This is a genomic window from Streptomyces sp. CLV115 (assembly GCF_038448545.1).
Taxonomy (GTDB): domain Bacteria; phylum Actinomycetota; class Actinomycetes; order Streptomycetales; family Streptomycetaceae; genus Streptomyces; species Streptomyces sanglieri.
The window spans coordinates 39,333-65,642 of sequence record NZ_JBCEWQ010000011.1; the positions used below are offsets into that span (position 1 = coordinate 39,333).

The 26,310-nt window shown below is 71.1% G+C and carries 20 protein-coding genes; 4 read left to right on the forward strand and 16 right to left on the reverse strand.

Annotated elements, in window-relative coordinates; genetic code table 11:
- The first annotated feature begins 163 nt into the window (after positions 1–163).
- Entirely contained in the window at positions 164–1,039 is an 876-nt protein-coding gene (locus AADR41_RS06505) for an alpha/beta fold hydrolase (RefSeq protein WP_342280403.1), read from the forward strand.
- Positions 1,040–1,093: 54 nt separating this feature from the next.
- On the opposite strand, the gene fxsT is transcribed toward AADR41_RS06505, so the two are convergent.
- The 4 genes from fxsT to fxsA form a co-directional block, all read right to left on the reverse strand.
- Positions 1,094–5,023 (reverse strand): FxSxx-COOH system tetratricopeptide repeat protein, encoded by a 3,930-nt coding sequence (fxsT, locus tag AADR41_RS06510; RefSeq protein WP_342280404.1) that lies wholly within the window; start codon positions 5,021–5,023, stop codon positions 1,094–1,096.
- Positions 5,007–6,368 carry an FxsC protein gene (gene fsxC / locus AADR41_RS06515; protein ID WP_266916895.1) on the reverse strand — a complete coding sequence of 454 codons (1,362 nt, stop codon included), beginning with the start codon at positions 6,366–6,368 and terminating at the stop codon, positions 5,007–5,009. Before fsxC ends, fxsT begins: the two co-directional genes overlap by 17 nt.
- A 204-nt stretch (positions 6,369–6,572) precedes the next feature.
- Positions 6,573–8,813 carry a radical SAM/SPASM protein FxsBH, inactivated beta-hydroxylase extension form gene (fxsBH, locus tag AADR41_RS06520; RefSeq protein WP_342280405.1) on the reverse strand — a complete coding sequence of 747 codons (2,241 nt, stop codon included), beginning with the start codon at positions 8,811–8,813 and terminating at the stop codon, positions 6,573–6,575.
- Positions 8,814–8,881: 68 nt separating this feature from the next.
- The gene (gene fxsA, locus AADR41_RS06525; protein ID WP_342280406.1) at positions 8,882–9,049 is read right to left on the reverse strand and encodes an FxSxx-COOH cyclophane-containing RiPP peptide; all 168 of its coding nucleotides are present in this window, start codon (positions 9,047–9,049) and stop codon (positions 8,882–8,884) included.
- A gap of 226 nt (positions 9,050–9,275) precedes the next feature.
- Here fxsA and AADR41_RS06530 point away from each other — a divergent pair, with 226 nt between their 5' ends.
- Positions 9,276–10,202 carry a DUF4231 domain-containing protein gene (locus AADR41_RS06530; protein WP_342280407.1) on the forward strand — a complete coding sequence of 309 codons (927 nt, stop codon included), beginning with the start codon at positions 9,276–9,278 and terminating at the stop codon, positions 10,200–10,202.
- A gap of 656 nt (positions 10,203–10,858) precedes the next feature.
- Here AADR41_RS06530 and AADR41_RS06535 read toward each other — a convergent pair.
- From AADR41_RS06535 to AADR41_RS06575, 9 genes are all read right to left on the reverse strand, one after another.
- A complete protein-coding gene (locus tag AADR41_RS06535) occupies positions 10,859–11,338 on the reverse strand; it encodes a hypothetical protein (protein WP_342280408.1) in 480 nt (159 codons plus the stop codon).
- Between the two features lie 211 nt (positions 11,339–11,549).
- A complete protein-coding gene (locus tag AADR41_RS06540) occupies positions 11,550–12,449 on the reverse strand; it encodes a S1 family peptidase (RefSeq protein WP_342280409.1) in 900 nt (299 codons plus the stop codon).
- Positions 12,450–12,703: 254 nt separating this feature from the next.
- Positions 12,704–13,519 (reverse strand): DUF1684 domain-containing protein, encoded by an 816-nt coding sequence (locus AADR41_RS06545; RefSeq protein ID WP_342280410.1) that lies wholly within the window; start codon positions 13,517–13,519, stop codon positions 12,704–12,706.
- A 4-nt stretch (positions 13,520–13,523) separates the two neighbouring features.
- Positions 13,524–14,804, reverse strand: coding sequence for an NtaA/DmoA family FMN-dependent monooxygenase (locus AADR41_RS06550; protein ID WP_342280461.1), 1,281 nt, complete (start codon positions 14,802–14,804; stop codon positions 13,524–13,526).
- A 17-nt stretch (positions 14,805–14,821) separates the two neighbouring features.
- Complete coding sequence (locus AADR41_RS06555) at positions 14,822–15,889, reverse strand: LLM class flavin-dependent oxidoreductase (protein WP_342280411.1); 1,068 nt, start codon at positions 15,887–15,889, stop codon at positions 14,822–14,824.
- 99 nt (positions 15,890–15,988) lie between these two features.
- On the reverse strand, positions 15,989–16,741 hold the full coding sequence (locus AADR41_RS06560; protein ID WP_342280462.1) for an amino acid ABC transporter ATP-binding protein: 753 nt from the start codon (positions 16,739–16,741) through the stop codon (positions 15,989–15,991).
- A 26-nt stretch (positions 16,742–16,767) separates the two neighbouring features.
- Positions 16,768–16,995 carry a hypothetical protein gene (locus tag AADR41_RS06565; RefSeq protein WP_342280412.1) on the reverse strand — a complete coding sequence of 76 codons (228 nt, stop codon included), beginning with the start codon at positions 16,993–16,995 and terminating at the stop codon, positions 16,768–16,770.
- Between the two features lie 58 nt (positions 16,996–17,053).
- Positions 17,054–18,907: an FAD/NAD(P)-binding protein gene (locus tag AADR41_RS06570; RefSeq protein ID WP_342280413.1), complete on the reverse strand. Its 1,854-nt coding sequence runs from the start codon at positions 18,905–18,907 to the stop codon at positions 17,054–17,056.
- Positions 18,904–19,770, reverse strand: coding sequence for an amino acid ABC transporter permease (locus AADR41_RS06575; RefSeq protein WP_342280414.1), 867 nt, complete (start codon positions 19,768–19,770; stop codon positions 18,904–18,906). Before AADR41_RS06575 ends, AADR41_RS06570 begins: the two co-directional genes overlap by 4 nt.
- Before the next feature lie 469 nt (positions 19,771–20,239).
- On the opposite strand from AADR41_RS06575, the gene AADR41_RS06580 reads away from it, so the two are divergent.
- The gene (locus AADR41_RS06580; protein WP_342280415.1) at positions 20,240–21,175 is read left to right on the forward strand and encodes an ABC transporter substrate-binding protein; all 936 of its coding nucleotides are present in this window, start codon (positions 20,240–20,242) and stop codon (positions 21,173–21,175) included.
- 69 nt (positions 21,176–21,244) lie between these two features.
- On the opposite strand, the gene AADR41_RS06585 is transcribed toward AADR41_RS06580, so the two are convergent.
- The gene (locus AADR41_RS06585; RefSeq protein WP_342280416.1) at positions 21,245–22,474 is read right to left on the reverse strand and encodes a DUF5685 family protein; all 1,230 of its coding nucleotides are present in this window, start codon (positions 22,472–22,474) and stop codon (positions 21,245–21,247) included.
- A 308-nt stretch (positions 22,475–22,782) separates the two neighbouring features.
- Here AADR41_RS06585 and AADR41_RS06590 point away from each other — a divergent pair, with 308 nt between their 5' ends.
- Positions 22,783–23,223, forward strand: a complete 441-nt coding sequence (locus tag AADR41_RS06590) for a cell division protein SepF (RefSeq protein ID WP_342280417.1) — start codon at positions 22,783–22,785, stop codon at positions 23,221–23,223.
- 21 nt (positions 23,224–23,244) lie between these two features.
- Here the strand turns inward: AADR41_RS06590 and AADR41_RS06595 are convergent, their stop codons facing one another.
- Positions 23,245–24,441: an acyl-CoA dehydrogenase family protein gene (locus tag AADR41_RS06595; RefSeq protein ID WP_342280418.1), complete on the reverse strand. Its 1,197-nt coding sequence runs from the start codon at positions 24,439–24,441 to the stop codon at positions 23,245–23,247.
- 73 nt (positions 24,442–24,514) lie between these two features.
- Positions 24,515–26,221, reverse strand: a complete 1,707-nt coding sequence (locus AADR41_RS06600) for an MFS transporter (RefSeq protein ID WP_342280419.1) — start codon at positions 26,219–26,221, stop codon at positions 24,515–24,517.
- Between the last annotated feature and the right edge of the window lie 89 nt (positions 26,222–26,310).

The following is a 26,310-nucleotide window of genomic DNA, read 5'->3' on the forward strand; positions in this document are numbered from 1 at the left end:
CACGACCGCCCGCAGCAGCCGATCCGGACGCCCGCCAGCGCCATCCGCCGCCCTCCAGTGGGTTTCCAACTCGCGGACTCGGTAAGAGCTCTGATGAGCCATCATCGATTCGGGCGGGAAAAGACGGGCACGCGATGCCCGCACCTTGCGGAGGAGGCGCCAAGTGCGTAGTCAGGTGCGCGCGGCGGACGGGCGGCATCTGGTGGTTGAGCGTCTCGGGGACCCCCGCGGCAGACCGGTCTTCCTGCTGCACGGAATGCCCGGCAGCAGGCTCGGTCCGGCCCCGCGCGGCATGGTCCTGTACCAGCGCAAGACCCAGCTGATCACCTACGACCGGCCGGGCTACGGCGAGTCCGACCGGCTGCCGGGACGCTGTGTCGCCGACGCCGTTCAGGACGTGCGGGCCATCGCGGACCATCTCGGGCTCGAACGGTTCGCCGTGGTGGGCCGGTCCGGTGGTGCGCCGCACGCCCTGGCCTGCGCGGCGCTGATGCCCGAGCGGGTGACCCGTACCGCCGCGCTGGTCGGGCTGGCCCCGTGGGGGGCGGACGGGCTCGACTGGTTCGACGGGATGACCGCCTCCAACGTGCTGGCGTACTCCACGGCGGCGGCCGATCCGGACGGGCTCGCGGAATCGTTCATCTCGCGGTCCGCGGTCATCCGGAAGAACCCGGTCCGGCTCATCGACGATCTGCGCCAGGAGCTGACCGACTCCGACCGGATGGTGGTCAACGACGTCGGTGTCCGCACCATGCTGCTGCGCAACTACCGCGAGGGGTTGCGCACTTCGGCCTGGGGCTGGATCGACGACGCGATCGCGTTCAGCAATCCGTGGGGCTTCGACCCGGCGGACATCACCGGGCCGGTGATGCTGTGGCACGGCGAGAAGGACGTGTTCTCGCCGGTGGGCCACTCGCGCTGGCTGGCCGAGCGCATCCCGAACTCCACCGTCGTGGTGGAACCGGCGGCAGCGCACTTCGACGCGCTGCACGCGCTGCCCAGGATCCTCAACTGGCTGCTGGACCCGCCCGCCGAATAGCGGGCGGACCCGGCGGTGCGGGAGCGTCCGGCGAGAGCCGGGCGCTCCCGGGGCTCACACCGCCGTCGGTTCCAGTTCGCGTTCGAACCGGTCGTCGTCCCGGGCGATCCGGGTCATCGGATGGTCGTCGCCGAGCTGACGGGCCAGCTCCTCGACCGTCTCGGACCTCAGCCGCAGCGCCTCGTCCTTGCGCCCCATCGCGTCGAGCGTGACCGCCATGTTCGACGTCATGGCCAGGGTCTCCGGGTGATGCGCCCCCAGTACCCTCCTGAGCTGCCCGGACACCTTCTCCTCGGTCTCCAGCACCAGATCGAGGTCGCCCCGCTCAGCCGTCGCGTTCGCCAGGTTCATCACGCAGAACAGGGTGTTGGGGTGCTCCGGCCCGTACACCTCCCGCATCGCGGCGACCGCTCTGGTCAGCACCCGCACCGACTCCTCGGGCGCACCGCTCCCCGACTGGTAGACACCCAGATTGTTCAGCGCGGCGAGGGTGTACGGGTGTTTCTCGCCCGGCACCTTCATGTACTGGTCGACGACCTCCTGTGCGGTGTCCCTGGCCTCGGTCGCCTCGCCGGCCGCGAACAGGTCGGCCGCCAGATTCAGATCGCAGGCCAGCGACTCCGGGTTGGCGGAGGTGTACTTGGCCCGGTACCTGGCGCGGGTGGCCACCGTCAGCCGGCGGGCGTCCTCCAGTCTGCCCGCGCGGCGCAGCGACACCGCGAGGCTCTTCGCCGCGCTCAGCGTGCCCGGGAAGGCCCGGCCGAGCGTGGCCTTGTAACTGTCGTACGTACGGCTGAGGATGCCGACCGAGTCCTCGTACCGCCCGACGTCCCGCAGGTCACGGGCCAGGTTCATGGCGGAGGAGAGGCTGTAGGGATGTTCCGCGCCGAGCACCTCGACGCGCCGGTCGAAGACGTCCTGGTCGATCTCGCGGGCCTTGGCGTACTGCCCGATCGACCGCAGGGTGAACGCCAGGTTGTTGGCCGCCGCCAGCGTCCTCGGATGCGATTCGTGGAAGATCTGGTTGAACCCGTCGGTGGCCTCGGTCGCCAGCTCGATCGCCCTGGTGTACTCCCCGAGCGTGCCGAGGTCGGTCGCCAGGCTGCTGGTGCTCATGTACGTGTGCGGGTGCTCCGCGCCCAGCACCTCCCGCTGTGTCTCCAGGGTGATCTCGTCGAGCTCCCTGGCCTCCACGTAACGGCCGCGCGATCGGTAGATGTTGGAGAGGTGGAAGCAGAGGTAGAGGTACTGGATGTCCCGCTCCCCCAGCGTCTGGCGCCAGATCTCGCGGAGCTCCTCGCAGAGCGTGGTGGCGGTGCGGAAGTCGCCGCGCTTCCAGAGGTAGCGGACCCGGTCGATCAGGAGCCTGCGGGCCTCGGGCTCCTTGCAGTTGCGGGCGTCGGACGGGCCGAGGTGCGGCCAGATGGTGGCGAACTGCGGCCAGGTCGAAGGGTTGTCGATCGGTTCGTCGTCGTCGGGCCGGGCGCCCGCCAGGATGCGGTGGACGGCGTGCCGGGCGTCCCGCTGCTCCTCCTCGGTCAGCTGTGCCCGGATGACCGCCTGGACGAGCCGGTGCACCTGGATGGAGTTGGACACCTGGTCGACCTTGGCGAGGGCGAACCGGCCGATCTCCCGGATGACCCGGCCCAGCACCAGCTTCTCCTGGAGCGAGGCGTCGTACGGCTTCAGCGCCTCGATCATCTCCTTGCTGTACAGGAGGTTCCCCGAGATGGGCTCGGGTGCGAAGAAGGCGCAGAGCTGGAGCAGCCGCACCGCGGCGGGCGAGCGCTCCTTGAGCCGCTGGATGGAGATGTTCCAGGTCGCGGCGACCGGCTCCGGGTATCCGGCCGGCTGGTTGAGCGCCAGGACCTCGGGGGCCTGCTGGGCCAGCTGTTCGAGGTAGGTGTCGATCGGGGTGGCGGTCTCCGCGATCCAGGCCGCCGCCTGCTCGACGGCCAGCGGCAGGTCACCTACGGCGGTGGCCACCTGGGCGGCGTCCTCGTCGCTCAGCCCGGGGGCCCGGCGCTGGAGGTGCTCGATGGACTCCTCACGCAGGAAGACGTCGACCGGCAGCGCGTCACCGTGCTGGGACCACGCCTGGTTCCGCGAGGTGACCAGGATGTGGCCCGAGCCGCCCTGCGGGAAGTAGCGCCGCAGCCGTTCGGGGTCGTCGGCGTTGTCGAAGACCAGCAGCCAGCGGTCCGAGGGCACGCCCCGCCGCAGCAGGTCCACGGCCTCCTGGGAGGCGGCCGCCATGTCGTCGCCGCCCTGGGCGCCGAGCCGGACCGCCAGCTCGGCGAGCGCGGCCACCACGTCGTCGGTCTGCTCGGAAGATATCCACCAGACCAGGTCGTAGTCGGCCATGAAGCGGTGCACGTACTCCAGGGCCACCTGGGTCTTGCCGACGCCGCCGAGTCCGTACAGGGTCTGCGGCTGCGGCAGCACCACGGCCATGCCGCCGCCGAGCTGGTCGCGCATCCGTTCCAGGACCAGGGAGCGGCCGGTGAAGCCGGGGTTGCGGGGCGGGGCGTTCCAGATCCTGGGGACGGTGCCGGGGAAGCGCGGTCCGGGCGAGACCGCGTCGGTGAGCTGTACGGGCCGGTCCAGGGCGCGCAGCAGGGCTGCGGTGGCGTGCACCTCGTCGAGCCGGAAGAGGTCGACGGGGTTGCGGTCGATGTAGGGCGCGGAGAGCCGTACGTCACCGACCCTGAGCGGCAGCAGATGGCGCCGGCCGCCGCCGGGGTCCTCCGCGACGGCCCGGTCCCAGAGGTTCACCGCGCGCTGGGACTTGAGGTAGGCGCTGGAGAGCAGCACCACGGTACGGGCGGCGTTCTCGGTGGGCGCCGCTTCCGCGGACTCCCGCTGGGCGGACACGTCGCGCGGCACGACGCGGAACCCGGCCCGGGTGAGCACGGACTCGATCCAGTCGGCCCACATCCGGTTCTCCGCCACATAGCTGAGGAAGAGATCGGCCGGCAGCGCGGGCCTGCGCCGGGTGAACGCGTCCCGGATGCGCAGCCGTACCTCTTCGCCGACCGGTGGCATCGAGGTGATCTGCTGGTCGGTGATGACGGAGGTGAGGCGTTCGAAGGCGGAGAGCAGCGAGTTGGTGAGGCCGGCCTCGTCGCCGAAGGTGGCGAGGGTCTCCTCGTACGCGTAGTAGGGGCGGTAGGGGATCTCCACCGCGCCCCAGTAGGCGGTGAGTTCGTCACCGGACAGGTCGCGCGGCAGCCGGTCGAACTTCAGCCGGGCCAGCGCCCGTCCGGCGTCCGCCTTCTCCTTCTCGCCCTCGTCGATGCGCATCGGGACGGGGAAGATGGAGATGGGGCGGCCGGTGTAGCGCTCGGAGATCTGCCGGGCGACGGAGGCGGCGCCGTCGATGGACTGGTCGCTGAGTGTGAAGCAGTCGACGAGGACGTCGGGGAGGTGGACCGTGCAGATGTCGGCGATGTCGCTGAGGCCGGTCCGGCTGTCGATGAGGACGTAGTCGTAGTTGGCCTTCATGTCGTCGCGCAGGGCGTCGAAGAAGTGCCCGCCGCCGAGCCGGTCGTAGAAGTTGTCCCAGTCGAAGGTGGAGACGGTCGCGGAGTACTCGCGGTTCTGCCGCCCGGCGGAGACGAAGTCGAGCGTGCCGCCCTGCGGGAACTCCCAGCCGAGCGCCTCGGGAGTGAGGGAGACGGCGTGCGGCTGGATCCGGGCGTAGTCGCGGTGCCAGTCGTCGGCGCGCTGGACGGGGCTGGTGGCGGCCCACGCGTACTCGGTGATCAGGTCGATGACGCCGGTGGTGGCACCGAGTGTCGACGGGTCGAGGAACGGGTGGAAGAAGCGGTGGAGCCCCGGCGCCTCCAGGTCCCAGTCGACGGCCAGTACCCGTTTTCCGTTGGCGGCGAGTATCCAGGCTGTGTTGGCCAGGGCCATGGTGCGCCCGGTGCCGCCCTTGTACGAGTAGAAGGTGACGATGCGCCCGTCACGACTGGCCGTCATCCGTGTCCTCCGCATCCGTCGCAGGGTCGTGTGTCTCGGGGGTGTGGTTCGTCTGTGCCATCGGCCCCAACAACCGTGTCCGTTCGGTGTGTCCGCCGCCGGTGGCCGGTGGGTACACCGCCGCGTGTCTCAGGTACTGCTGGGCCGCCACCTCGACGACCTGCGGCAGGAGCTGCCCGAAGGCCTCCATGCTGGGGACGCCCTTGGCGGCGGCCCGGCAGTAGGCCCGTCCCTGGCGCATCTTGGTCGGCATGGTCTGTTCGAGCTTCTCGGTCAGTTCTGCCTCGGCCGCCATGCTCTCGTGGTCCTCCCGGTTCCACGGCACGATCATCGTCACCCACGGGCGGTTCTCGGCGTCGAAGGCGGCGAGCCGACGGCACCGGTCCTCGTCCTGCAGGGCCCAGCGGTCCACGAGCAGGATCTCCGGCCTGCTGGGCGGCTGTTTGCCTTCCCCGTGCCCGGTCTCCTCGTCGAAGGAGGAGATGGTCGCCTGGTAGTTGAGGGAGCGCACCAGGTCCTCGGCGACGTAGGCCAGGGGACGCGCTGCGGCCGGGTGGTAGGGGTTCCAGTCCTGCGGACTGTCGCCGTAGTAGTCGGGGTTGCGACCTGCGGGCAGGTCGTGCCGGGTGGCGGCGGCGATGGTGACCTGCATGGGACGGGGACCGCCCACCGAGCTGTTGGGCGGGCCGAAGGCGCTGGGCGCCAGCCGGTAGTCGACGGGGCGGCCGGTGCCGATCCTTATGGTGTCGGCGACATTGACGATGCGCTTGGCCAGTTCGTACACCGCGCGCTCGTACTCCTCGGCGAAGAGCCGGAGTTTGATGAGCCCGTAGAGCCCGTCACTGACGTAACGGTCCCCGAAATCACGGTGGTTGAACTGCAGTCGCTCGGCGGGGCCGGGGAGCTGGCTCGGGGGTACCGGCACCCAGAGGGCCGGGACGATCGCCTCGGCCCGCTGGTTGGAGCGGGCCCGGTGGTGGATGGCGCGCTGGGCGAAGGCGTACCACTCCTTGCCGCACATCTCGCTCGCGAAGTAGCGCGGCGAGAACAGCGGAACGAACACCCGGCAGGTGGCGAGCACCTCACCGAGCCGTTCGGACCAGCCCTCGCCGGAGCGTATCTCGCGGTCGATGAACCCCGCGGGCGCGCCCGCGGGCAGATCCGTCATGGCCAGCACGTGGTCACAGAGATCCTTGAAGAGGCGTTCGACCCACATATCGGGGTCCGTTCCTCGGCCGTAGCCCGGTGTATGGGCATAACTCAAGAAGAAGTACGGCCGATGGTCCGCCGCTCGCTGCTGCGTTGTTGCGTGCACACGACCCCCGTCCTGTGTGAGCACCCGCATCCGGGGACTGAAGTGAATGCGAGCGAATTCATCATTCCGGAGCGGACGTTGCTCCACCCCCATGGCGTTCGGTCATTCAACGCCGGTTTTCAGTCATACGTTCCCGGGTCCGGCCGAACATTTCCTTGATCGAATTCGGTCTGCGGCTGTTCCTCCCAGTTGTCCCGTGTGCACCGACGCCCCGTCCGAACCGGAATTCGAGCCTCAGATCTCTTTTCGCATCAGATCCAGCAGCCGCTTTCCACTCACCGTCAGCTCGGCGGCCCCCTCCAGCGTGTCGAGGGCCTGCGGTACGCCCTCCAGACAGCGCGGCTCGAATGCGCCCAACGCCATCCGCTCATAGGTTTCGGCCAGCAACCGGGAAAACGGAACTGGTTCTTCCTTCCAAGGAATCCGATGTTCCCAGGAGCCGTCCGCCGCGTAAAGATCCGTGACATCGGCCAGCGCCTGCAATTCGGCCCGCCGCGATCCGCGCAGCAGTGCGAGCGCCAGTTCCTCGGCACTGCCGTCCGCGGCGATGCCCAGCGCGCCGCGGCCGTGCCGGCCCACGGCGGGTTCGGCGGGAGCGAGGCCGGTGAGCGGTGTGAGGGTGGTGAGGCGTCCGGCCGCCTCCGCGGCGCGCAGCGGCGCCTTCTCCCCGATCAGCGCCCAGGCGTCGCCGATCCTGCCCGACAGGTCCGCGGCGGCGCGGTCGTCGAGCGCGGCCGCGGCCGGCACGGCGAAGCAGTCGCGGTACGGGTCGAGGTCGTCGAGCACCAGATCGAGCGCCGGGCCGGACGCCCCACCGGGCACCACCAGCCGGCGCACCGGACGCCAGCCGGGACCGGCGGCCGGCGACAGCGTGATCCGCCGTTCGGCCGGATCCCCCTCGTCCCGCCGGACCAGGAGGCCGCCCTCGACGACACGCACCCGCGCCGTGCCGCGCTCCCCCGATCCCCCGATCCGCAACTCGCCGAGGCCCGGCAGGACCAGCCTGCCGTCCGTGTAGCCCACTTCCGCCCGGAGGTCGAGGCCGGCCCGTACGGCGGCGGCCACGAGATACACGGGCAGCCGCAGCGCGTCGCGCACCGACCCTTCGCGTAGCGCCTCCAGGGCGCGGAGCAGCCAGGTGCGGGTGTACGGGTGGGACAGCACCTCGTCCAGGCCGCGGGCCCCCTCCTCGGAGGCCTCGACGGCGGCGGCCAGCTCCCAGGCCCGGGTCCATCGCTCGTCGCTCCGCTCCTCGACGTCGGCGTTCAGCCGGGCCAGCAGCATTCGGGTGAGGTCTCGCTGGGAGGCCGCCAGTTCGGCCGGATCGGTCAGCTCGGGCGCGACGAGGGACGCGGCCGTGCGTGCCTCGATGCCGCGCACCAGGGCGGCCAGGTCCTCGCAGTACACGGAGGGGTTGTCGAACTCGCCGGACGGCCCGGTGGAGCGGTACCGGTGGGTGTAGAGGCCGCCACCGCACGAGCGCACGACGGGACAGCGGCGGCAGGCCTCGCTGACACCGGCCAGACCGAGCTGACGGGCCTGCACCCCGGGGTGGGCCGCCACCTCGTCCAAGGTGTGGGTGAAGACGTCGAAGCCGGTGGCCGCGGCGCCCTCGTAGGCACTCTTGAGCGAGTCGACCTGCTCAAGCTGGCCGTCGGTCTCGACGACGACGAGGTCGGTCGGGGCGAGCCCCAGCGACTCGGTGAGGCTGGGGCCGCCGCTCAGTGTCGACAGCACCGAGGAGAAGAGCCGCACCGGCACCGGGCGCCCCTGCTCCTGCCAGCGGTCGAAGACCGCGAGGAGCCAGTCGGCGTAGGCGGTGGGCGAACCGTCCGGGCGGGGCGGCGGGTCGTCCCAGGTGGCGTGCGGGAGCAGGAAGTCGATGAGCGGCGGATCGAGCTCGGTGAGCGCGTCGAGGACCGCGATCGGATCGTTCTCGATGTCGACAGTGCACAGGAGCCCGAGATCGAGGTGGCGGTAGCGCTCCTGCCGGAGCAGTTCGACGGCCTTGAGGACCAGGGGGTGACTGCTGCGTCCGTCCGCGTAGCGGCGGTGCCGGTCGTTGGCGGCCCGGTCGCCGTCGAGGGAGATGCCGACCCTGACGCCGAACTCGTCGAAGATGTCGAGATACCGCGGACTGAGCTGGAGTCCGTTGGTATGGATACGGAGGTCGAGTTCCGCGACGCCGTCGAAGGCGGAGGTGAGCACTTCGCAGACTCGCCGCAATCGGGCGGGCCCCGCCAGTAGAGGCTCCCCTCCGTGCAGGATCACTGACACGGAGGGCAGTGCATGTGCCTTGGCATGCTCGGCCAAGCGTTGAGCAGTCCGGAAGATGACATCATCAGAGATTGTCCTGGGCCGGGTTCGCCAGCTCTGATCTGCATGTTCATAGACATAGCAATGGTCACAGGCAAGATCGCACCTGCTGTGAACCTTGAGAACGACTTCGCGGAAAGGGACCAGGGGTCCTGTCATTCCACCAGTCTAGCCAGCCCGAAGGGGTGCTCGGAGCTTCGGTTCACGAGGCGTTCGGCGGGTTGTTTTCAGAGTGCCGAGTTGAAGGTCGATGCCTGGGTGGGGCGACCGTCCGACACGGCGTGCACGCGAGCGAGCTTCCGGGCAGCGGCACTGCCGCGGACGTCGATCTGGGCGAGCGGCACACGGCCCTTCTTCGCAACAGCGAAGGAGACAGAGGATTCAGAGGTGTTCACGGCCGTCCTTGAGGGGATTTGTTCCGATGGAATGGTTCCGGACAGGAATGCAGCAACAGTATCTGCACCATTGCAGTGTCCGGCGGCACGACTTTACTCTCATGACCTCGAATGGCAACTGAGGACGACCACTTGGAACAAGAGCGTCACACAAGGCCGTCCCGAATCGAACGGAACCATCGATTCCGCCATTGAGGTGACGACATAACCGCAGACGGGAGTGAACATGACGGCGCTTCCCGGGCCGCTCCAGAGCATGGTCTTCAGGAACGCCGACCTTCCGGCGCTCTTCCACCACACCGACGAGATCGCCATCGCGAGGCAGCGGGAGGCGGTGAACACCACCCGCGTCCAACTGATTCTCCTGGTCACGGGGGCCGTGCCGGCCGCGGTGCCCTGGCACGCAGAGCTGGGTGACTCGTTTCAACTCGCCGATGCGGTCAGCGTGTTGGCCTACCTGGGTGTCCTGATCACGACGTACCTCTCCGCCCGCCGCAAAGCAAAGTCGCATTGGCAACTGAACCGCTCGGCGGCAGAGTTCATCAAGTCGATGTGCTGGCGTTACTCGGTGCACGGATCACCTTTCGACACCGGTACCCAGCACCCGGAGGCGGTGTTCGCGAACCGCCTCGAAGAGGGCCTTCAGGAACTTCGCAAGGTGGGATGGGCCGACCCCCGCGATCTGACGGCCGATTCGGGCGGGCTGATCACCGAATCGATGCGCGCGTTACGGGACAAGGCGTTCACCGTACGCAAGGAGACGTACGTGCGGGACCGCCTCATCGAGCAGAGAAGTTGGTACCGCAGGCGCCAGGAGGTGTCCCGGCGCGCCACCCTGGTCTGGTCGACCACCATCGCCACGCTGACCGCGTTCGCGCTGGTCCTCGCCCTGCTGCGGACGTTCTCCGTCACCCAGTCCTTCGCCCTGACAGGGGTGCTGTCGGCCGCGGCGGCCTCGTGTCTGGCATGGAGCGAGATGCGCCGCCACCACCCGCTGATCTCGGCCCACTCGCTGGTGGAGGAGGACCTGGAGGCGATGCAGGTGGCGATGGAGACCACACTGACCGAGCGCCAGTGGCCGGGCGCGGTGTTCGAGACCGAGCGCATCGTGTCCCCGCAGCACACCGACTGGCTGGCCCGGCACCAGATGTGACGTGCCGTCCGTGATGCGGGACGGGGCGGTGCGCCGGCCCGCATCACAGGCCGTCGCGGATCTGAACGCCCATTCCGATTCCTTTCCGGCGCGCAGACGTGCCGAAATTGCCCGCGCGGGCAATTGAGAAACGGGGAGCGCGGAATACGTAATGCGGAATGGGGTGCCTGATTTCCCGCCCCCACGCCCCGGGATTGACGGGTGGCGCGCCTGCTCGGGGTCCGCGAGCCCGGACGCGTGCGACCGGCATGCGATTCGGGATCACGCTTCCTCCTTCGCACCGCCACCTCCCGGGCCGGACGGAGCGAACCCCCTGTCAGCCACGTGATTCCGAACCGGAGCAAGCCCGCCGGGGCAGGCAATCGCATCCCAGTGAGCGGGGTACGGCCTTTCTCCGAGCGGTTCCGCACGTCGAGCCGGTCGTCGAAGTGCCTTTGTCCCCTGGGGAGTTCGACGATCACCGGTCCCTGTCCGGTGATCGCGAACGGGCAGGAACGAAATCCCGGGGTGTTCCGCCGGGGTGACCACCCGAAGCGAAGTCACATGGGCGACTCGGCCGCCGGGAAGAGCCCGTCGACCCGGCGTACCGACGTACCGACGTACCCGGCCACCTGATGTGACGTGGCGCCAGTGCCGCGGGACGGCCGCGTCCGCGGTCAGCCCCGCTCGACGCCCTCGCGCCAGATCACCGTGACCGGGCGGCCCAGGCTGCGGGCGTACGTCACGATGTCGCCCGTGCCGCCCAGGCCGCGGGCCGGCCTGCCGTCCCACACCGCGAGCAGCCGGTCGCAGTGGTCGGCGATGTAGGCGCCGGCCGCGTAGTACGCCTCGTCGGTGGAGTGCGGGTAGCCGAGCCGGACCTCGCGGGCCGCCCGGTCCTTGAGGGCCCGGTAGCGGGCGAGTTCGGCGGCGTCCTCGAAGCAGGACTCGTAGTCGCCGCTCGGGATCACCACCGTGAGGTCGGCGCCGCAGGACAGCGCGAGGTCGGCGAAGATCTGGTCCGCCCCCACCGCCAGGCTGGAGAGGGCCTCCAGGGAGCCTTCGAGGCCGCAGAGCGCCGCCCGTAACCCCGACAGCACATGGGCGTGGGCCTCCTGCGGGATGGTGCGATGACCGGTCACTCCGATGCGTTTCACGGACCTGGAACCCCCTGAGGTGTCTGCCGGGGGTTCGCGGAGGTCGCCCTCCGGCTGGCTCAGCACCCGCCCCCGTTGCTCCTGCGTGACCGACCTGCCCCACATCCTCTCAAAAGCCGCGGGGTGAGCGGGAGCCCCCGCCCGGCATTCGGGCAGGGGCTCCTTCTCGGTCGGCAGGGTGTTCGAGCACCGGACCGGGGGTGCGGGGGTGTCAGTAGACGCTGACCCCGTACGCGCTGAGCGCCTCGGTGACCGGCTGGAAGTACGTCGTGCCGCCCGAGGAGCAGTCGCCGCTGCCGCCGGAGGTGAGGCCGATCGCCTTGGAACCGGAGTAGAGCGGGCCGCCGGAGTCGCCGGGCTCCGCGCAGACATTGGTCTTGATCATGCCGTAGACGATGTCCCCGCCGCCGTAGTTGACCGTGGCGTTGAGACCCGTGACCGAGCCGCTGTGGGTGCCGGTGGTGGAGCCGCGCCGGGTGACGGACATGCCGACGGTGGCGTTGGCAGCGCTGGTGATGTCGACGCTGCCGACGGTGCCCTCGTGGGAGACCGAGGCGTTGTCGTACCGGACCAGGCCGTAGTCGTTGGTCGGGAAGCTGGAGCCGACCGTCGGGCCGATGCTGGTCGAGTTCGACGAGTTGGTGTACCAGGGCGGGTTGCCGTCGGTGCAGTGACCGGCGGTCAGGAAGTAGTAGGTGCTGCCGCTGCGGACGTTGAAGCCGAGGGAGCAGCGCCAGCCGGGGGCGTAGATCGCGTCGCCGCCGGAGAGCAGCTTGCTGATCTTCCCGGTGGTGCGCTCGATCTTCAGGGCGCCGGCGTTGACCCCGGCGGACTGCTTGATCTGTTCGATCTCGGCTTTCGAGACCGTGCGGTCGACGGTGACCACGAGCTTCTTGCTCACCGGGTCGACGTTCCACGCGGTGCCCGCCACGTCGGCGCCGAGCACGGCGTCGCTCGCGGCGGAGAGCTGCGCGGCGCTGAAGGTGGTGTTGGTGTCGGCCTGGGCGGCGGGGACGGCGAGAGCTGCGACGGCGACGAGGCCTGCGGCGATGGCGACGGCCCTGGTGCGTCTCGCGGTACCGCTGAGGGGGGTGGTGCGCTTGATCCTCACTTTTCATTCCTCCCGAGGGGAAGTCGGGGGTCCGCCTGTGGGGTGGTCGGACCCGTGAGGCGCAGTCGTTCGCACGGCCGTGAGCCCGCTCCGCGGACATGCCGTGCTCCTGACAAGCGCTGCTCGGGAGTATTCAAGGCGTCAACTTCCGGCGCAAGAGGGCCCTCTGGCCCGAACTTGCCGCGGCCGCACGGCGACGGCCCCGGCAGCTGGGACGCTGCCGGGGCCGTCGCTCCGAAAGAAATGACGCCATGTCAGCCGTCGACGCGGTTGCGCTCCCCCGCCTCAACTGCGACGGAAAGGGTGTTGCCGGGCGGCGGGAAGGGGCAGATGAAGTGGTCCGCGAAGGCGCAGGGCGGCAGCAGCGCGCGGTTGAGGTCGACCGTCACGCTGCCGTCCTCGGCGGGTGCCGCGGGCCGCAGGAACCGGAAGCGGTAGCTGCTGCTCCCGCTGGTGGCGTCGGCGAAGACCGCCCAGAGCGAGCCGTCGGGCTCGACCGCGACGTGCAGCGTGTGCTCCGTACCGTCGATCTCGAAGGCGATCTCACCGGCGAGGCCGAGGCCGCGCTCGACCCCGTCGGCGTTCTCGACCCGGACCGTGCGGGCGCTGCCGTAGGGGCGGAAGGTTCCCGGCAGCGCCCAGCGGGCGTCGTACGGGGTGGCGTCGATGGCCCGGAAGGCCCGCCGTGCCGGGGAGTCCGGGTCGAAGTCCCGTACCGCCCAGAGCCCTTCGCGGCTCAGCACGACCAGATGCCGCTCACCGTGCGCGACCCGGGACCTGTCGATCGGGCCCCGGTCGGCGGTGAGGCGGACCTGACCGGTGAAGGGCTCGCCGTCGACGGTCAGCCCGTCCGCGGCCGAGGCGCTGAGCACCAGCTCGTCGCCGTCCTCCCGCCATTGCCCGGGTACTCCGGGGATGCGGCCCTCCGGGTGGTCGGAGAGCCAGTGGGTGCTGGTGAGGGAGAGCGGTCCGTAGGGTCCGGCGACCGTGGCGGTCCGCTCCTCGTGCCAGTGCTTCCAGTCCTGTGCCGCCTGCTCGGATCCGTGCGGCTGCTGTGCGTCCGTGCTCATGCGGTCAACCCTTCCATACCGGCTCGGCGAGCCCGAGATGCGAACGCAGTGTGGGACCGCCGTATTCGGATCGGAACACGCCGCGCTCCTGGAGGAGCGGGACGACCCGGTCGACGAAGTCGTCCAGACCGCCGGGGGTGAGATGCGGTACGAGGATGAACCCGTCGGCGGCGTCGGCGACGACGAACGCGGTGAGCTGCTCCGCGACCGTCCGGGGGCTGCCGATGAAGGACTGCCGGCCGGTCGTCTCGATGACGGTCTGCCGGATGGACAGCCCCTTCTCCTCGGACAGCGCCCGCCAGCGCGCCGCGACGGCAAGGGGGTCACCGTGTCCGACCCGGCCCTGGACCAGCGACGAGCCGGGGTCCGGATCGATGTCCGGCAGCGGCCCGTCGGGGTCGTAGGCGGACAGGTCGCGGCCCCACACCTGTTCCAGGGCCAGCAGCGCGTTCTGCGGGGAGACCTGCCGGCGGCGGATCCCGGCCGCCCGCTCCTGGGCCTCGGCGTCGCTGTCGCCGAGTACGAAGGTGACCCCGGGCATGATCTTCAGCTCGTCGGGTTCCCGCCCGTACTTCGCCAGCCGCGCCTTGACGTCGGCGTAGAAGGCACGGCCCGACTCCAGGGTGCCGTGCCGGGTGAAGACGATGTCGGCGGTGGACGCGGCGAACTCGCGTCCGTCCGGGGAGTCACCGGCCTGGATGACGACCGGATGGCCCTGCGGGGAGCGCGGGACGGTGAACTCGCCCTCGATGGCGAAGTGCTGCCCCCGGTGCGCGAACGGGCGCGGGGTGCCGTCGGGGGTCCAGGTGTCCCACAGTTCGCGGGCGGTGGCGACGAACTCGGCGGCCCTGGTGTACCGGTCGGCCCGGTCGAGGTAGCCGCCGCGCCGGAAGTTCTCCCCGGTGAAGGCGTCGAAGGAGGTGACCACGTTCCAGGCCGCCCGGCCCTCGCTGAGATGGTCGAGGGTGGCCAGGCGGCGGGCCAGCTCGTACGGCTCGTTGAAGGTGGCGTTGACGGTGGCGGCGAGGCCGAGCCGGTCGGTGACGGCCGCCAGCGCGGCCAGCACGGTGAGGGATTCGGGGCGGCCGAGCACGTCCAGGTCGTGGATGCGGCCGTTGTGCTCGCGCAGTCTCAGCCCCTCGGCGAGGAAGAAGAAGTCGAACCTGCCGCGCTCCGCGGTGCGGGCGAGATGCTCGAAGGAGGAGAAGTCGATCTGGCTCCCGGCGCGCGGGTCCGCCCAGACCGTGGTGTTGTTGACGCCCGGGAAGTGGGCGGCAAGATGCATCTGCCTCGTCGCGGTGCTCATGCCCGTCCTCCTTCGAGGGCGTACCGGTTGGCGGGGCGGGCCAGCCCCAGGTGCTCGCGGAGGGTTCCGCCGGGATGGAAGGTGCGGAACAGGCTGCGGTGCTGGAGCAGCGCCACGGTGCCGTTGACGATCCGTTCGAGGTCGCGCCCGGGGCTGATGGGCGTGAGGTGGAAGCCGTCCGCCGCGCCGCCGCGGTGCCACCGGGTGATCAGTTCGGCGAGGTCGACCGGGCCGCCCCGGTAGTACGAGCCGCCCGCGGCGAGCGGTGGCCCGCTCTCCAGTCCCGGTTCCGGGGCGGTCTCGGCGTCGCCGAGGTCGACGGTGAGCGCGACCAGGACCCGGAGCGCGCCGGGGTCGCGTCCGTACGCCGCGGCGCGCCGGCGCAGATCGGTACGGGCCCCGGCGGCCTGCTCGGGGGTGGTGGCCCGGACCAGCACGACGTCCGCGTGGCGGGCGGCGGTGTCCCGGGCCGGTCCGCTCGTCCCGTCGACGACGGTGACCGGATGCCCCTGCGGGGGCCGGGGCACGATGGCCGGGCCCCGGACGGAGAAGGCGGCGCCCTCGAAGTCGATGTAGTGCAGCTTGTCCCGGTCGACGAAGCGGCCGGTGGCGACGTCCCTGATCTCGGCGTCGTCCTCCCAGCTGTCCCACAGCCGGGCACTCACCTCGGCGCTGTCACCGGCCTCGCGCCACAGCTCGTCGGCGGGCGCCGCCGGGCGCCGGCCGAACAGCCGGGCCTCGGCCCCGGTGGTCGACACATCGACGTACCAGCCCGCCCGGCCGCGGCTCACCCAGTCCAGGGTGGCCACGGCGGACGCCACGTGGAACGGCTCGGTGTGGGTGGTGGTGACGGTGGGCACCAGGCCGATCCGGCCGGTGGCGGGCGCGACCCGGGAGAGCACCGCGAGCGCGTCGGGGCCGGGTCTGGCGAAGGAGTCGCCGAGCGTGACGAAGTCCAGGGCGCCGTGCTCGGCGAGCCGGGCGAGGCCGGTGTAGTGCCCGGGGTCGTAGCGCGGCGGGCCGCCGATCTCGGCGGCCAGGTGAAGGGGGGCGGTTGCAGACATGGTGGTACCTCTCCAGGGCTTCTCAGGTGTTCTCTCGGGGATCGCGCGGGACCTCGGCTCCCGGGCGGGCCGGGCGGGCCGGGCTCGGACGGGGCGGGATCACAGGACCTTGGACAGGAAGGCGCGGGTGCGCTCGTGGGCCGGACGGTCGAGTACGTCGCCGGGGGCGCCCTGCTCGACGATCCGTCCCTCGTCCATGAAGACGACGGTGTCGGCGACCTCGCGGGCGAAGCCGATCTCGTGCGTGACGACGATCATGGTGGTGCCCTGGAGTGCCAGGTCCTTGATGACGTCGAGTACCTCGCCGACCAGTTCGGGGTCGAGCGCCGAGGTCGGCTCGTCGAAGAGCAGCAGTTTCGGCTCCAGGGCCAGCGCCCGGGCGATGGCCACCCGCTGCTGCTGTCCGCCGGAGAGCTGCCCGGGGTAGGCCGTCGACCGGTCGGCGAGCCCGACCCGGGCGAGCAGCTTCTCCGCGGCGGCGACGGCTTGCTTCCTCGGCCGGCCGAGGGCGGCGACCGGGGCCTCGACGAGGTTCTCCAGCACGGTCAGGTGCGGGAAGAGGTTGAAGTTCTGGAAGACGAAGCCGATCCGGGTGCGCCGGCGCAGCACCTCGCGCTCGGGCAGCTCGTACAGCTTGTCGCCGTCCCTGCGGTAGCCGACCGGGGTGCCGTCGACGCTGATCCAGCCGTGGTCGACCTTCTCCAGGTGGTTGATGGTGCGCAGCAGTGTGGACTTGCCGGAGCCGGACGGGCCGAGGACGACGGTGACCTCTCCGGTGCGTACGGACAGGTCGATGCCGCGCAGCACTTCGAGGCTGCCGAAGCTCTTGTGCACGGAGCGGATCTCGACCATGGCGTCGGTGGTTTGGGTGGTGGTGCTCATCGTGTGGCTCCCTTGGCGCGGTGACGTCCGACGTGGTGCCGGGGGACGCGGAGCGCGGTGCTCAAAGGGACGTGTCCGACCGTCGCGGCCATCGGCGGCGGCGCGACCCCGCCGACGTGTCCGCGGACGGCCCGGACCCGGGTGAGTGTGTGGTGGTCGTCGTCGGGAGCGATGGGGCGCGGTCCGGTCGCTTTGTCGATGGGGTGATCACTGGTGAGGGACATGAGGGGTCCTTGGGCCGCGGTGTACGAGGGCGGGGCGGGGCCGTGCGCGAGGTCGCGGTCAGCCCGCGGTACGGGGGAGGTCCCGCAGGAGGGTGAGTGCCGTACGGGCGGTGGCGTCGTTCTGCCGGAAGGCCGGTCCGCCGGTGCGCGGCCGGGTGAACGCCCCGCCGGCGCGGGCGGTGGTGAACGGGCCGAGTGCGAAGCGGCGTGGGTGTGGCCGGCCGTCGCGGCCCAGGATCCGTCCGCTGTCGGGGGCCACCGAGAGCAGCCCGGTGGCGGTGGCGGCGGCCCCGTCCTCGTACAGCTCCCGGAGCAGCGGGCTGCGGGTGCGCTCCAGCGTGGGGTCCGGCAGCCGGGCCTCGATCAGGGTGCGGGCCGCTGTCCGCTGCCCCGGCACGGTGGCGCTGCCCGCGAGGAAGAGGCCCCGCCGTTCGTCGGTCTCGACGGTCATTCCGGCGCCGAGGAAGCGGACGACACCGGCCCGGGAGAGCGCGAGGAGCTGGTGCAGCCTGGGCCCGGGCGGGCCGGAGGCGAGATGGCTGAAGAAGCCGTGCCACCAGCCGCCGAGGTCGCCGAGGTCGCCGAGCCGGATCAACTGCCCGTAGACGGAGAGCAGTCCGAGGAAGACGGCGAGGTCCGGGCTGTGACCGGGGTCGTGGCGGCGTTCCAGATCGGCGGTGATGTAGCCGCGCAGCCCGTCCTGGAGTGCGTCGAACGAGGGGTGGCGCACTCCGTCCAGGGGGTGGTCGAGCGCTTCGAGGTCGAGCCGGTCCGCGGGGTCGGGGACGGCGGCGGCGACCAGGGCGGCCAGTTCGGGCCCTGCCGGGTCGGCGGCGGCGTACTTCGCCTCGAAGTCCGCCCAGTCGCCGGTGGTGCGCCCGGGGTGGGCGGTGAAGAGGCGGTGGTAGTGGGCGTGGCCGAGCTCCTTGTCGACATGTGGCCACACATCGCGCCGGAAGTCGACCGGCCGGTCCGCCGCGAGCAGCGCCCCGGTCCGCTCCGGGCCGAGGAAGCGCGGCAGCGGTGGCCGCTCGCCGTCCCAGGTGTAGCCGATCTTGGAGTGGTACGGGACGCCCCGGCGCGATCCGACGTGGAGCACGGGCTCCCGGCCGGACGGCACGTACTCGCCGTCCTCGTACCGTCCGCCGCGGCCCTCGGTGAGCAGCACCATCAGGTCGACGAAGGCGAGCCCGAAGCCCCGCACGACGACCGGTTCGCCCGCGGGCACCGCGGTCAGGTCGGTGTCGGCGGTGAAGTCCGGTGGCAGGTGGAGGAGTCCGTGCCGGTCGGCGAAGTCGGCCAGCCGGAGGTGTTCCGGCTCCGGTTCGGCTTCGAGGTGGCCGATGGTGACGGCGACGGCATCGGCGGGCAGCGGTGTGCCGCGCCCCGCCAGCCAGACCTGCTGGCGGCCTTCGCGCGGGCCGGTGACCCGCAGGGCGCTGCCCCGGTGCCAGTGCACGGTGATGTTTTCCGGGAGGGCGGCCACGGCCTGCTCGTACACCCAGCGCAGATAGACGCTCTGCAGCCGTCTGCTGGGGAAGTCGGTACCCTCCAGCGCCTTGATCTCGCCGAGGAGTCCGGGGTCGGTGCCGGCCCCGTCCGGGAGGTCGAACCGGCCGTCCCGGACGCCGGCCGCCCAGGTGTGCAGCGCGGGCCCCGGGCGGGTCGGCCCCTCCTGGCGGACGGTGTCGTCGGTGAACATCGTGACGTCCTCGGCCATGGAGTTCATCCAGAGCAGCGGCGACTGGTCGTGCCGCCAGATCCGCCCGCCGCCGGGCGGGTACGGATCGACGAGGTGGATGGTCAGCGGGCGGTCCCCGTACAGGGCGGGGGCGTTGGCGGCGATGCGCTCGATCAGGCCGGTGCCGCGGGGGCCGGCTCCTATGACCACGAGCGTCGGCGTCCCGCTCACCGGGCACCCGCCGTGCCGCGTGCGTAGTGCCGCTCGACGTAGTGCTGGCCGATGCTCAGCAGTGAGGTGACCACGGCGTACCAGATGGTGGCGACCAGCAGCAGCGGGATGACCTGATAGGTGCGGTGGTACACGAGCTGCACGGAGTACAACAGGTCCTGCACGGCGATGACGCTGACGATCGAGGTGCCCTTCAGGGTGCCGATCAGCATGTTCCCGGCGGGCGGGACGATGGAGCGCATCGCCTGCGGGAGGACGATGCGGTGGAACCGGCGCCAGGGTCCGAGGCCGAGCGACTGGGCGGCCTCGATCTGTCCGCGTTCGACGGAGAGGATGCCGCCACGGACGACTTCGGCGGCGTACGCGGCCTCGTGCAGGGTGAGTCCGACGACGGCGACCGTGACGGGGCCGAGGAGGTTCACCGTACGGACGCCGAGGATCTGCGGGTAGAGCGCGCCGATGTTGAACCAGAACAGCAGCTGGACCAGGATCGGGGTGGATCTGAACAGCCAGACGTATCCCCAACCGACCGCCTGCAGAACGCGGTTGGCGGAGAGTCTGAGGACGGCCAGCAGGGTGCCGAGGGCGAAACCCAGCACCATGACCAGCGCCGTGAGCCAGAGGGTGAGGCCGAGGCCGCGCAGCACCGCGGCGGTGGTGAAGTAGTCGGCGACGACATCCCACTGGAAGGCGTCGTTGCGGATGACGGAGTTCAGCACCAGGGCGAGCAGCGTCAGTACGGCAACGGCCGCTGTCCACTGGCCCGTTCGGCGCACCGGGACGATCCGGAGCCGGTCGGCTCCGTCGCTCTTCGCGAGTGGGGCGGGGGGAGACTGGGGGAGGGCGTCTGTCTGCGCGGACATGCGAGGGCTCCGTGGATGCAGAGATCGAACACGGGGCGTGCCTTCGGCCCGGAACACAACACGGACCGGGCCCCTCAGCACCGGTCCGCTTCCGAGACAATCGCTGTTCGCCGCGCGTTGTCAAGCTCGTCCACACTGTGAGCCGTGCGCCGGGGGCCGGTTGACGGACCACCGGATGCCTGTTCCACTGGGGCCATGCATTCGCAGCAGTGGCTGGTCAAGCGCTCCCACATCGACTTCGGTCGCGTGTGGTCCGCCTCCTGTTGAGCCGACCCCCTGCCTTTCCGCGTGTCTTCGCCCGGCGCCGTGTGCGGCGCCCGAGCACCTTTCCCCGCGTGTCCCCCCGTGCACAACACCGTTCTCCCCTCCCCTCGCTCCGCCGCCCTTCGCCCCGACCGTGGGGTCGCCGTGTGCTGCCCCGGCATCGGCACGACCGCTCACGGCCGATGACTCTGGAGAACCACACCTCATGCCCCGGACCCGGCACACCGCTGCCTTCGCACTGATCACCGTCGCCGCTCTCGCCCTCACCGCGTGCGGGTCCGGTGATCCGGCGACCGCAACGGCCGGCGCCGCGGCCGCCGAGGGGAAGGTGCCGACGACCGATGTCGTCTCCTCGGTGCGCAAGGACGAGGCGGCGGCGAAGCTGCTGCCCGCCGGTGTCCGCGCCGCCAGGACCCTGACCATCGCCGCGAGTGTCGGCAACCCGCCGGGTTCCGCCTACCTCGCCGACGGGAAGACCCTGGCCGGCACGGACATCGACTTCGCGGACGCGGTCGCCCGGAAGCTCGGACTGCGCCTGGACCGCGAAGTGGCCTCCTTCGAGGCGATCCTGCCGGCACTGGACAGCGGGAAGTACGACGTGGGCACCGGGAACTTCGGGGTGACCGAGGCGCGCCGCAGGACGATCGACTTCGTCACGTACATCAATGACGGCCAGGGTTTCGCGGTCCGTGACGACAGCAGGCTGACGAAGGTCACCGATCTCACCCAGCTCTGCGGCCTGACCGTGGCAACGGGCGCGGGCACCACCTTCGAGGTGACCCTGGAGGAGAACCGGCATCGGTGCACCGACGCCGGCCGCGAGCCGTACGACGTGAAGACGTACAACGACCAGGGCGCCACCTGGGCCTCGCTCCAGCAGGGCCGCAGCGATGTGGTGATGTCCACCATCAACGGACTGCGGTACGCGGTGGGGCAGCAGGAAGGTGTGCGCTTCCTCAACGAGTTCAAGCGTCTCGACGTCGGCTTCGCCTTCAAGAAGGGCACCCCGCTGGCGCCCGCCTTCCAGGCCGCTGTGAACGGCCTCAAGGCGGACGGCACCTACGACCGGATCCTGAAGAAGTGGGGCATCGCCGCATCCGCGATCACGACCTCGCAGATCTCGCCGCCCGAGATCAAGTGATCCGGTCCCCCACGCCCGCCCGGTTCCCCACGCCCGTCCGGGCTCCCACGCCCGCCCGGTCCCCTGTCCTCAGCAGCTGCAGTCGCAGCAGTCGCACCCGTCGCAGCAGTCACCGCAGTTGCTGCAGCAGTCACATGCGTCGCAGCAGTCACCGCAGTCGCACTGGCTGCACAGGCCCTCGCGGCGCTGGTGGCTCCACGGGTCCTCGAACGTGCCGCAGCACATCTGGCAGGTGCAGGCCAGCCCCGCCCACACCAAACAGCCCATGATCAGGCCGCGCCGGTCGCGCGGGGGCTCGGGCGGCGGCTGCGGCGGACTGCCCGGGCCACCCGGACCCGGGGCGTACGGATTGCCCGGCACCGGCCCGAAGGACCCGGCGGGCCGGACGGCTGACGGACCGGCAGCTCCGTCCAGGAGCACGGCGCCGGCCTGGTGCGAGCACGCCGTGGTGCCGAAGGCCCGGTCCACCGACTGGCGCAGTTCGTGCGCCAGCAGCACATGGGCCAGCTTGCCGTCGGTGAATTCCGCGTCGCGCAGCGCCAGCCGTACGCCGTGCAGCGCGTCGTCGCACAGCCGCCGGGCCTCGTCCCGCGAGGTGCCGGTGGCGGTGAGCGGGTTCCAGGCACCCGACGCGGCGTCGGCCTCCTGGTCCTCCACGGCGTCCAGCAGATGCGCCAGGCGTCCGAAGAGGCGGCCGGCCTCGGCGAGCGGCGCCGCGTTCTGCGGCTTGCCGGCCAGCACCGCGGTGTGGGCGAAGGCGGCCGCGGTGGCGGTCTCGGTGGGTTCGGTGACGGTGAGCAGCGGGGTGCCGGGCCCGGCGATCAGCTCGATGCCGGTCTGCCGGTCGACGGCGTCCACGAGCAGCGCCGTGTCGAAGCCGAGCTGTGCGCCGGTGCGCGCGCCGGCCCGGTCCCAGCCCGCGGCGACCCGGCGCGCGGCGGCGGCGACCGGGCGGCGCCTCAACAGGCCGTCCCCGTCGGCGACGTGGTCCCGGACCTTGGCCGAGGCCAGCACCAGGGAGACGGCGGCGGCCAGCCTGGCGCCCTCGCCGCGGGCGACCGGCGCGGTCCGCATGGCGCGCAGCGGGCAGGGCCCCGCCGTGCGCCGCCAGCCGGTGGTGCGCTCGGACTGAGCCTCCGTCAGAACGGAAACAATCAGACCGTCATAGTTCGTGACGATCCGGGCGAATTGCCCGTGATCCGAGCGAAGTGCGAGGCAGAGCCCGCAGAGATGGGCCATCCACTCGGTCCGGAGCCCCTCGGACAACCGATGGGCACAGGGCCTGACTATTCCGAACACGACGGTCCCCCGAGAGTCGTTCACCTTCGCGCCGCACCCCTGCGGCCGCGCGAGGGGCATCGTATCGAGCGGCCCGTTCACCCGTACGTCCCCCATGTCACCCGTACGGCCTGGGGCATCATATTTTCTTTCTTTCAGACTCCTTATACGGGTGGAACCCTGACATATCGCCACATCTTCTGTGCCAGTACCGTCACGAATCCCCTGCGCGCCGACTATCCACTTGGCGCACGATCCGCATCATGGACGACCATAGGGATACGAAAGAGATGCGGAACGCCACGGAACCGCGGTGAGAGGAGGCGTCCATGGGATCGGTGCGCAAGGCGAGTGCCTGGCTGGGCCTCGTGGAGGACAACGACGAGCGGTACTACGACGACGAGTACGCCGAGGGCGCGCAGACCGGGACCGGTGGCCACGCCTGGGTGACCGACCCCCGGGTACAGGTCGCGTCCGAGACGGCCGAGGAGACGGGCCGCCGGATCGCCACCGTCACCCCGGACAGCTTCCGTGACGCACGGGCCATCGGAGAGCTCTTCCGGGACGGCGTCCCGGTGATCGTCAACCTCACGACCATGGATCCCACCGACGCGAAGCGTGTCGTGGACTTCGCCGCCGGGCTGATCTTCGGACTGCGCGGCTCGATCGAGCGCGTGGCCACCCGGGTCTTCCTGCTGACCCCTGCCGACACCCAGGTGGTCAGCGAAACCGCCGGCCGGTCGGCCGACGGCTTCTTCAACCAGAGCTGAGCAGGGCGCTCGCCGGACGGTCTAGCGGAACGCGTCGAGACCGGTGAGCGCCTTGCCCAGTACCAACTGGTGCATCTCCACGGTGCCCTCGTAGGTGAGCACCGACTCCAGATTCGTCGCATGGCGCATCACCGGGTATTCCAGCGAGATCCCGTTGGCGCCGAGGATCGTGCGCGAGGTACGGCAGATGTCGATCGCCTCCCGCACATTGTTGAGCTTTCCGAAACTGACCTGCTCCGGGCGGAGCCTTCCCGCATCCATCCGCCGGCCCAGATGGTGGGCGAGCAGGATGCCCTTGTGCAGTTCCACGGCCATGTCCGCGAGCTTGGCCTGGGTGAGCTGGAAGCCCCCGATCGGCCGGTCGAACTGCTCCCGCGTCCTCGCGTAGTCCACGGCCGCCTCGAAGCTGGCACGGGCCGCGCCCATCGCTCCCCAGACGATGCCGTAGCGGGCATGGCTGAGACAGCTGAGCGGGCCGCGCAGACCGGTGACGCCCGGGAGCACCGCGTCGGCGGGCAGCCGCACCTCGTCCAGCACCAGTTCGCTGGTGACCGAGGCGCGCAGCGACCACTTGTGCTTGATCTCGGGCGCCGAGAAGCCCGGGGTGTCGGTCGGCACCGCGAACCCGCGGATTCCGTCGTCGGTCTGCGCCCAGACGACGGCGACCCCGGCGACCGAGCCGTTGGTGATCCACATCTTGCGGCCGGTGAGCACCCAGTCCCCGCCGTCGCGCTTGGCGTGGGTGCGCATCCCGGCCGGGTCGGAGCCGTGGTCCGGCTCGGTGAGGCCGAAGCAGCCGATGATCTCGCCGGCCGCCATGCCGGGCAGCCACCGCTGCCGCTGCTCCTCGGAGCCGAAGCGGTGGATGGCGTACATGGCGAGCGAACCCTGTACGGAGACCAGGGAGCGGATCCCGGAGTCCGCCGCCTCCAGCTCCAGGCAGGCCAGTCCGTACTGGACGGCGGTGGCGCCGGCGCAGCCGTACCCCTGGAGGGACATGCCGAGCGCGCCGAGCGAACCGAGCTCACGGGCCAGCTCACGGATCCCGGGCAGTTCGCCGCTCTCGTACCACTCGGCGATGTGCGGCAGGACGCGGTCGGCGGCCCAGTCCCGGACGGTCCCGCGGATGGCGAGGTCCTCGGCGCTGAGCAGATCGTCGATGCCGATCGGGTCGGCGGGGTCGAAGGGCGGGAGCTTCGAGGACTCGGTGGTGGACATGAGGGCGCCTCCGGCGGCTCGCACGATGCTAAAACTAGCAGTGGTAGTTACGGCGTCGCACCGACGTTACGGCTCAGTGTGCCGCTCGTCCAGAGCCCGTCGCCCCGGCGGGTCGGCGCCGGGCCGGGCGTGACGGGGCCCGCTGCGCACGGCCCGGTGCGGGCACCTCGTGCAGCGCGCGGTGCTCCCGCGCCTCACTCACGCCCGCCGTCCGTTCCACCTCGTCGGCCACCGGCGCCGGACAGTCCATCGCCCTCGGCAGCCGCAGCGCGGCCAGCGCCCCGGCCAGCAGCAGCGCGGCACTGACCAGCAGCGTGACATGCAGCCCGGTGATGAAGGAATGGCGCGCCGTGGAGCGCAGCACCGCACCCAGCGGGCCGCCCAGCCGGTCGGCCACCTGGTAGGCCTCGCCCAGCGAGCGGGCGGCGGCCGCGTGGGCGCCGGCCGGGACACCCGCCCCGGGAAGCTTCGAGAGTCCGGGGGTGTAGGCGGCGTTCATGACACTGCCGAGCAGGGCGATCCCCATGCCCGCACCCAGCTGGTACGAGGTCTCGCCGATGGCCGCCGCACCGCCCGCACGGTCGGCGGGGGCCTCGCTGAGCATGGATTCGTACGCCCCGAAGAGCGTGGTCTGCAGTCCGAAGCCCAGGGCCACGAAGGCCGCCGTCAGCAGTGCGGGCCGGTCGTGCTGCCCCATCGCGGTCAGGATCAGCACCGAGACGGCCGTGAGCACGAAGCCCCAGCCGACCATCCGGCGCGGGCCGATGCGGCGCAGGGTGTACGAGCCGGTGGCGCCCGCGGCCATGGCCGCGAAGGTGAGCGGGAGGAGCCGCAGGCCGGTGTGCAGCGGGCTCAGGCCCAGGACGAGCTGGAGGTACTGCACGGCTATGAGCTCAAGACCGACCAGGGCCAGCATGGCGATGATGATGCAGCCCACCGCGGTGGAGAAGGCGGGCTTGGCGAACAGCCCGATGTCGATCAGCGGATGCGTACGCCGCTTCTGCCGGCGCACGAACACGACGATCAGTGCCGCCCCGATCAGCAGCGGAGCGAGCGTGGCCGGGCTGAGCACACCCTCGCCGGTGCCCGCCCGCTTCACCCCGAGGACCACCCCGAGCACCCCGGCGGCGGCCATCAGCGCGCCCAGCACGTCCCACGGGCCGTCGTGGCTGCCGCGCGACTCGGGCAGCAGCAGCCGTCCGACCGGCAGGATCAGCGCCATCAGCGGGACGTTGATCAGGAAGACCGAGCCCCACCAGAAGTGCTCGACGAGGAAGCCGCCGATGACCGGGCCGGTGGCGGCGCCCACCGCGGCGACCGCGGTCCAGATGCCGATCGCGACGGCCCGTTCCCGCCGGTCGGGGAAGACCTGCCGCAGGATCGACAGCGTCGCCGGCATGATCATCGCGCCGCCGACCCCGAGCAGCGCACGCGCCACGATGAGCACGGCGGGGCTGTCGGCCATCGCGGCGATCGCGGAGGCGGCCCCGAACAGGGCATAGCCGAGCAGCAGGACCCGGCGGCGGCCCACCCGGTCGCCGAGGGTGCCGAAGAGAATCAGCAGCGAGGCGCAGACCAGCGGGTAGGCGTCGACGATCCAGAGCAGACCGACCGCGCTGGGGTTCAGGTCCTCGGTGACCGCGGGCACGGCTACGTGGAGCACGGTCGAGTCGAGCGCCACGAGCAGGAGGCTGAGGCAGAGGACGACGAGGACGACCCATCGATTGGCACCGTCGGCCGCCGTGCGCAGCCGGAGCCGGGCTGCGGTCGTCCCTGACATGCATGTACCTCCCAAAGGTTCCTCGCGCTCGGCGGGCCAACCGGGGACGCGGCGGTTCGCCGCTCCTCATGGCCCGGCATCGACGGGCG